Source organism: Pseudomonas sp. WS 5071 (genome assembly GCF_012985765.1).
GTDB lineage: Bacteria > Pseudomonadota > Gammaproteobacteria > Pseudomonadales > Pseudomonadaceae > Aquipseudomonas > Aquipseudomonas lundensis_A.
The window spans coordinates 209,150-216,218 of sequence record NZ_JAAQWY010000002.1; the positions used below are offsets into that span (position 1 = coordinate 209,150).

Consider the following 7,069-nt stretch of genomic DNA (forward strand, 5'->3'; position numbering starts at 1 on the left):
TGAAACGCTCAAAGTTAAGACCCGCCACACAACTTGTTTATTCAGGTACTTCGGGCAAGCGGTTTACAGCGTCATCGCCGCCACCCAGCCGAACGCCAATAGCGGCAGGTTGTAATGCAGGAAGGTGGGCACCACGGTATCCCAAATATGGTGATGCTGGCCGTCAACGTTCAGACCGGAGGTCGGGCCGAGGGTTGAGTCCGAAGCAGGCGAACCGGCATCCCCCAATGCGCCAGCAGTACCGACGATGCAAACGATGGCCATTGGGCTGAAGCCCAGTTGCACGCACAAGGGAACAAAAATTGCTGCCAGGATGGGCACTGTCGAGAAGGACGAACCGATACCCATGGTCACCAGCAAGCCGACCAGCAGCATCAGCAGTGCGCCGATGCCTTTACTGTGGTTGATCCAGCCAGCAGAAGCTTCGACCAGCGATTTCACTTCACCGGTGGCTTTCATCACTTCGGCAAAACCCGAGGCGGCGATCATGATGAAGCCGATCATGGCCATCATTTTCATACCTTCAGTAAACAGATCGTCGGTTTCACGCCAGCGCACAATGCCCGAAGCTGAAAAGATCAGGAAGCCGATCAGGGCGCCAATAATCATCGAGCCCAGCCACAACTGCACAATGAATGCCGCCGCAATGGCACCCCCGGCAACCAACAGGGTGCGCGGGTTGTAGCGAATGGCAACTTGCTCGACCTGCTCGATTTTCGACAAGTCGTACTCACGCTTTTTGCGATAGCTGATGAACACGGCGACCAATAAACCGAACAACATGCCCAATGCCGGAATGGCCATCGCATGGGTGACATTGACCTGACTGACGTCTACGCCACCTTTGCTGACGTTAGCCAGCAAGATCTGGTTGAGAAAGATGTTGCCAAAGCCCACGGGCAAAAAAATGTACGGCGTGATCAAACCAAACGTCATGACGCAGGCGATCAGACGACGGTCGATTTTCAATTTGGTCAGGACATACAGCAGCGGCGGAACCAGCAAAGGAATAAACGCAATGTGGATCGGCAAGATGTTCTGCGAGGAGATGGCCACCACCAGTAACAGGACGATCAATAGCCACTTCACCCGATTCCCGCCAACGGCCTGTTGCGTGTTCACCAGTGTCAGTGCCTTGTCAGCCAAGGCATGTGCCAGGCCCGATTTAGCAATGGCGACAGCGAACGCCCCCAGCATCGCGTACGAAAGCGCGACCTGCGCGCCACCGCCCAGCCCGTTGTTGAACGCATTCAGGGTGGCTTCGACACCCAACCCGCCCACCAGCCCGCCAACGACAGCACCGACGATCAGGGCGATGACCACATGCACACGGGACAGACTGAGCACCAACATGATGCCGACCGCGGCAACAACTGCATTTATCATTACAACCTCATGGCACACACGACGGAAAAACACCGTCATGCAGATGATTCCGGGCAAAAGACTGCTGTTCCAGTCGCCGGATTTGGAAAGGAGGATTTATTTGAGGGCGCACACTTTGCAGCAGCTTCGCCGCCTTGTCAAAGCGCGTGCCATGCGTCGTGCTCAAACCCCATCCATCCGGCTTTAACCCTAATAAATACAGGGCCAAATCAAATTTTAAAAAGCCTGATTTCAGGTTTCAACGGTAAAGAAATGCGTCTGTCGGCCGCTAACAGACAAAGCCTCTTTTTAGGATGTCTCCATGTCGATCAGACAGCTTTCCATTCAATGGAAAATCACCCTGCTTTCCGGACTTTGTTTATTGGCGATTGTGACGTTGCTGGTGGGCTTGTCCCTTTATCGCATGGAGCACAACTCGGAGCTGGTTAAAGCCTCCAGCACCCAGATGCTTAATGAGTCTGCCCAGGCCCGAATCGAATCTCAGGGCGAAGCTCAAGCGTTGGCCATCAGTCGTCAGTTCATGGATGCGTACCAATATGGAAATGGCTTCGCCCGACAGGTTCTTTTTCTGCGTGAGCAATCGGAAAAGCGTTTCCTGGATGCTTTTGATTTGCGTGAAGACCTGACCCGTCAGGTCAAGGCGGCCTTGCAGGCAAATCCGGACCTGCTCGGATTGTCTTTGGTGTTTGAAGCCAACGCACTGGATGGAAAGGACCCACTGTTTGATCATCAGAAAGAACTGGGCAGTAACGACAAGGGCCGTTTTGCCCTGTATTGGTCGCAACCGACGCCGGGCAAGCTGACGTCGATGGCGCTTCCGGAAAGTGATATGGCCGATACCACTACCGGTCCAAGCGGACAGGCCAATAACACGTGGTTCACATGCCCGCGCAAGACGCTAAAACCGTGCATCATTGAGCCCTATTTTTATGAAATAGACGGGCAAAACGTGCTGCTGACCAGCATTGTGTTTCCGCTCATGGTAAACGGCAAAGTGATTGCGTCACTGTCGGTGGATATCAACCTCAATAGCTTGCAAGCCCTTAGCCAGGAGGCCAGCCAGAAACTCTATGGCGGCCAGACCCATGTCGGGATTATCAGCTCGGTCGGCCTGCTGGCTGGCTACAGTGCCGATGCCAGCAAACTCAGTCAGCGTCTGGACGCCGTCGACAGCAATGATGGCGCACAGCTCCTACAAATGATGGCCACAGGTGGGCAAGCCCAAAGCATACGGGATCATGGCCGGCTGAAAGTACTCACGCCTTTCTACCCGATTCCGGGGAGCCAGCCGTGGGGCGTTTTACTGGATGTACCTGAAAAAGTTCTGGTCGGTCCTGCCGAGACCCTGCAAGCCGAACTTGATGAACGCAACAATGCCGGGGCATTGATGGAGTTAAGCCTGGGCTTGCTCGCAGCGGTGATAGGCCTGGTGCTTGTCTGGTTGATGGCTCGCAGCGTAACTCGCCCGATCCTTGGCGTAGCAAATATGCTGGAGGATATTGCCAGTGGCGAGGGCGATCTGACGCGGCGCCTGACGTACGATAAAAAAGATGAGCTAGGCCAGTTAGCCGGCTGGTTTAACCGCTTTCTGGAGAAATTACAGCCGATCATCGCCGAGGTTAAACGCTCCGTACAGGATGCGCGCAGTACGGCTGATCAGTCGGCGGCGATTGCCACGCAGACCAGCGCTGGCATGGAACAGCAATACCGTCAGGTCGATCAGGCCGCCACGGCATCCCACGAAATGAGCGCCACTGCACAAGACGTCGCCCGCAGCGCTGCTCAGGCCGCGCAAGCTGCACGTGAGGCGGATCAGGCAACCCGTGAAGGTCTGACCATCATTGATCGCACCACCCGCAGCATCGATCACTTGGCTGCAGACATGAGCGAGGCCATGACCCAAGTGGAGGGACTGGCCGCCAACAGTGAAAAAATCGGATCGGTACTTGAAGTGATTCGCGCGATTGCCGAACAAACCAACCTGCTCGCGCTGAACGCTGCTATTGAGGCGGCCCGCGCAGGCGAAGCAGGCCGCGGGTTTGCAGTAGTGGCTGATGAGGTACGCAACCTGGCTCGTCGCACGCAGGAATCGGTCGAGGAAACCCGTCAGGTCATTGAGCACTTGCAAGCTGGCACGCAGGTGGTGGTGAGTTCGATGAGCAATAGCCATCGTCAAGCGCAAGGCAGTGTTGAACAGGTCGGACAAGCCGTGACTGCACTGCAGCAAATCGGCAATGCTGTGACAGTCATTACTGACATGAATTTGCAGATTGCCAGTGCGGCGGAAGAACAGAGCGCGGTCGCGGAAGAGATCAACAACAATGTGTCGACTATTCGTGACGTGACCGAGTCATTGTCTGAACAGGCAAACGAATCGGCGCGGGTCAGTCAGTCGCTTAACGAACTGGCCAATCAACAACAGACACTCATGGATCAGTTCAGGGTCTGATTGTGCAAAGGCGACGACATGCCTCAGGCTGTCGTCGCCCCGTTTGCACGCTGCACCAGTTGGATGGTGACCAATAAACCGCCCCACTCACCTGTCGTCAATTGCATGCTCCCGCCCCATGCGTCGACGATGTCGCGCACGATCCCTAACCCAAGGCCATGGCCAGCCGTCTGCTCGTCGAGACGCGTACCGCGACTGAACACTTGATCGCGCTCTGCCTCCGGGATGCCTGGACCGTCGTCCTGCACTTCGATGTCATACCCGGCAGTCGTTTGCCGTAGACGCAGCTCGACGCGTGCATCCGCCCATTTGCAAGCGTTGTCCAACAAGTTGCCCAATAACTCAAGCATGTCTTCGCGATCCCAGGGCAAATGCAGGTTCGGCGGTGAGTCAAAGGTAATCGCCAGATGCTGGCCGTGAATCATGCTTAAAGTGGCGAGCAACGCAGGTAATTCAGCGTCGGCATCAAACTGGGCACCCGGTAAGGCATCTCCTGCGAGCCGTGCCCGATTAAGCTCACGATTCATGCGCTGCTCAATGTGCTCCAGCTGGTCATGTAATGTGCGCTGAATGTCGGGATAAGCTGCGAGGCGTGCGTCGTTGGCAAGGCTCATCAGCACAGCCAAGGGCGTTTTCAGAGCATGCCCCAGATTGCCTAATGCATGACGTGAACGCTTGAGGGTGTCCTCGGTGTGCGCCAGGAGGTGGTTAATTTGTTTGACCAGCGGTTCCAGCTCAAGAGGGACTTGTGTATCCAACTGAGAGCGCTGCCCCTGCTGTAACTGAGCTATTTGTTTACGGGCTATCTCCAGCGGCCGCAGTGCACGTTGTACGGTTACACGTTGCAGCATCAGGATGATTATCAACGCTGCCACGCCCATGGCCAATCCAATGCGCTGTACTTGCCGCAGGCTGGCGCGTATGGGCGAGTAATCTTGGGCAACCGTGATGGAAACCACCTGCCCTAAACGTTTGTAGTCACTGCGCAGCACGAGCAACATCTGGCCTTCAGGGCCCGGCTGAAGTGTGCCGCTCAAGCCAGGCTGGGCTGTTTTTGGCAGTTGACTGTCCCAGAGGGATCGAGATCTCCAGTGAGTATCACCAAACTCAATACTGAAGTAATGCCCGGAAAACGGACGCTGATAAGCAGGTGCAAGACGTCGCTCGTCCAGCTGTAATCCTTGAGGCCCCCGGCTTAATGCAATCAACAGGTTTTCACTGTCATTTTGCAAACCTGATTCCAGGTAACGCTGCAAACCGGTTTCAAATAACCACAGGCTAACTTGCCCCACCACAAGGCCCGCTACCAGCAACACACTGACAAGCCCAAGGCTAAGCCTGCGCTGGATCGACCTCATGGGGTGATTGATCCAAATATGTATCCTTGCCCGCGGCGAGTTTCAATCACATCGCGCCCCAACTTGCGGCGCAGATGGTTTACATGCACTTCCAATACATTGGAGTCACGTTCTGTCTCACCATCATAGAGGTGCTCCGAAAGATGGCTTTTAGAGAGGATTTGTTGGGGATGCAACATGAAGTACCGCAACAATCGGAACTCGGCAGAAGTCAGTTGAATATCGACCCCGTCCCGGGTGACACATTGACGCCCTTCATCCAACTGCAGGCCTGCAGAGGTTAAAAGCGGTTGATTGGCATGGCCATGAGACCTGCGTAACAGCGCTTGCACGCGCAATTGCAGTTCTTCTGGATGGAACGGCTTGGTCAGATAATCATCAGCTCCCGCCTTTAGGCCCTCAATTCGTTCCGCCCACGAACTGCGCGCTGTGAGTATCAACACTGGCGTAGTCACCCCACCTGCGCGCCACTTCTGCAGAACGTCGATACCTGGAAGGCCTGGTAACCCCAAGTCAAGAATGATCAGATCATACGGTTCGCTTTGCCCCGAATGGAGAGCATCACGCCCGTCTGTAAGCCAGTCAACGGCATACCCTTGACGGGTCAGGGCAGCAATTAACTCATCAGCCAATGGCACATGATCTTCAACCAGCAACAAACGCATTAGTCGTCTTCCTTATCTTCGAACAATTCACCTTTACGGGCATCGAACTTGAGTTCTCGCACAACGCCTTGCGTGGTCAACAATTCGATTTCATACACATAACGACCGTGTTTTTTTTCCAGCTCGACTTCCAATAATCGAGAACCCGGATAACGCTTAAGGGCTCTGTCTACCAACTGTTCAAACGGCAAAATAATCCCTTTTTGACGCAGACGCAGCGCTTCATCCTGCCCCAAATCCCGCGCCATAGCCTGCGAGCAAAAAGCACAAAGCATAAAAACCAGCAGACTTATAGCGCGCCCGCTCATGTACATGGAATCTCCTGTTGTCCAGCGCAGAGGATGGTGTTCCATGCTGGAGGTGTTAACTCTACGGGTCATGGCTTAACTTAAACTGAAGATGTCAGGCATTTTGTCGCTGATCATACTCCGGTTCCGCGCAGGTTGAGCGCTATACCGGGGTTAACTGTTAGACTCTATTTCTGCTGTCATCACACACGTGAAAGACCCTTTTCTTCAAGAGCTTCGAACATTGTGGAAATTTTCAAAGAGTTTACCTTCGAGTCCGCGCACCGCCTTCCTTTCGTCCCGCAAGGACACAAATGTGGACGCTTGCACGGCCATTCATTCAAAGTAGCAATCCATTTAAGCGGTGAAATAGACGCTTCGACTGGATGGATCCGGGACTTTTCAGAGATCAAAGCAATTTTCAAGCCTCTATATGAACAGCTTGATCATAATTATTTGAATGACATTCCTGGCCTCGAAAATCCAACGAGCGAAGTGCTTGCCAAGTGGATATGGCAGGAGCTAAAACCTTTGCTGCCAGAGCTGTCAGCGATAAGAATTCACGAAACCTGTACCAGCGGCTGCATTTATCGCGGCGAATAATTTCGTAATTAGCGTTTTAGTTTCACCCCAACCTGCGAACAGCATGTCCGCAGGTTTTTTTTGACAAAAAAATCAGCATAAACACTGGTTCTGCGCGCTATGTGGTTGAGATGGCGTGCACGCTCTTTTTCAGCCACAAAAACAAAATCCCTGTCTGCGTGAGCAGACAGGGATTTTGGAATTTAATCTTGACAATGACCTACTCTCACATGGGGAAACCCCACACTACCATCGGCGATGCATCGTTTCACTGCTGAGTTCGGGATGGGATCAGGTGGTTCCAATGCTCTATGGTCGTCAAGAAATTCGGTAGCCAGGTCG

General features: G+C 53.9%; 5 protein-coding genes, 1 rRNA gene and 2 pseudogenes. 3 read left to right on the forward strand and 5 right to left on the reverse strand.

Annotation, left to right across the window (positions count from 1 at the left end):
• Positions 1 to 63: 63 nt before the first annotated feature.
• The gene (locus tag HBN61_RS02200; protein ID WP_170046080.1) at positions 64 to 1,383 is read right to left on the reverse strand and encodes a GntT/GntP/DsdX family permease; all 1,320 of its coding nucleotides are present in this window, start codon (positions 1,381 to 1,383) and stop codon (positions 64 to 66) included.
• 523 nt (positions 1,384 to 1,906) lie between these two features.
• Between HBN61_RS02200 and HBN61_RS22885 the strand changes: the two are divergent.
• Both HBN61_RS22885 and HBN61_RS22890 read left to right on the forward strand, forming a co-directional pair.
• Positions 1,907 to 2,977, forward strand: a pseudogene (locus HBN61_RS22885) (methyl-accepting chemotaxis protein); the annotation flags it as partial.
• A 342-nt stretch (positions 2,978 to 3,319) separates the two neighbouring features.
• Positions 3,320 to 3,835: pseudogene (locus HBN61_RS22890) on the forward strand (methyl-accepting chemotaxis protein); the annotation flags it as partial.
• 23 nt (positions 3,836 to 3,858) lie between these two features.
• Here HBN61_RS22890 and HBN61_RS02210 read toward each other — a convergent pair.
• From HBN61_RS02210 to HBN61_RS02220, 3 genes are read right to left on the reverse strand one after another with little or no spacing between them, the layout of a single operon-like run.
• Entirely contained in the window at positions 3,859 to 5,193 is a 1,335-nt protein-coding gene (locus tag HBN61_RS02210) for an ATP-binding protein (RefSeq protein ID WP_094992382.1), read from the reverse strand.
• The gene (locus HBN61_RS02215; protein ID WP_094992383.1) at positions 5,190 to 5,858 is read right to left on the reverse strand and encodes a response regulator transcription factor; all 669 of its coding nucleotides are present in this window, start codon (positions 5,856 to 5,858) and stop codon (positions 5,190 to 5,192) included. Before HBN61_RS02215 ends, HBN61_RS02210 begins: the two co-directional genes overlap by 4 nt.
• Positions 5,858 to 6,172, reverse strand: a complete 315-nt coding sequence (locus HBN61_RS02220) for a PepSY domain-containing protein (protein ID WP_169963639.1) — start codon at positions 6,170 to 6,172, stop codon at positions 5,858 to 5,860. The genes HBN61_RS02215 and HBN61_RS02220 overlap by 1 nt, the downstream gene beginning before the upstream one ends.
• 219 nt (positions 6,173 to 6,391) lie before the next feature.
• On the opposite strand from HBN61_RS02220, the gene queD reads away from it, so the two are divergent.
• A complete protein-coding gene (gene queD / locus HBN61_RS02225) occupies positions 6,392 to 6,748 on the forward strand; it encodes a 6-carboxytetrahydropterin synthase QueD (protein ID WP_094992385.1) in 357 nt (118 codons plus the stop codon).
• A 186-nt stretch (positions 6,749 to 6,934) separates the two neighbouring features.
• Here the strand turns inward: queD and rrf are convergent.
• A 5S ribosomal RNA gene (rrf, locus tag HBN61_RS02230) occupies positions 6,935 to 7,050 on the reverse strand.
• Positions 7,051 to 7,069 lie beyond the last annotated feature (19 nt).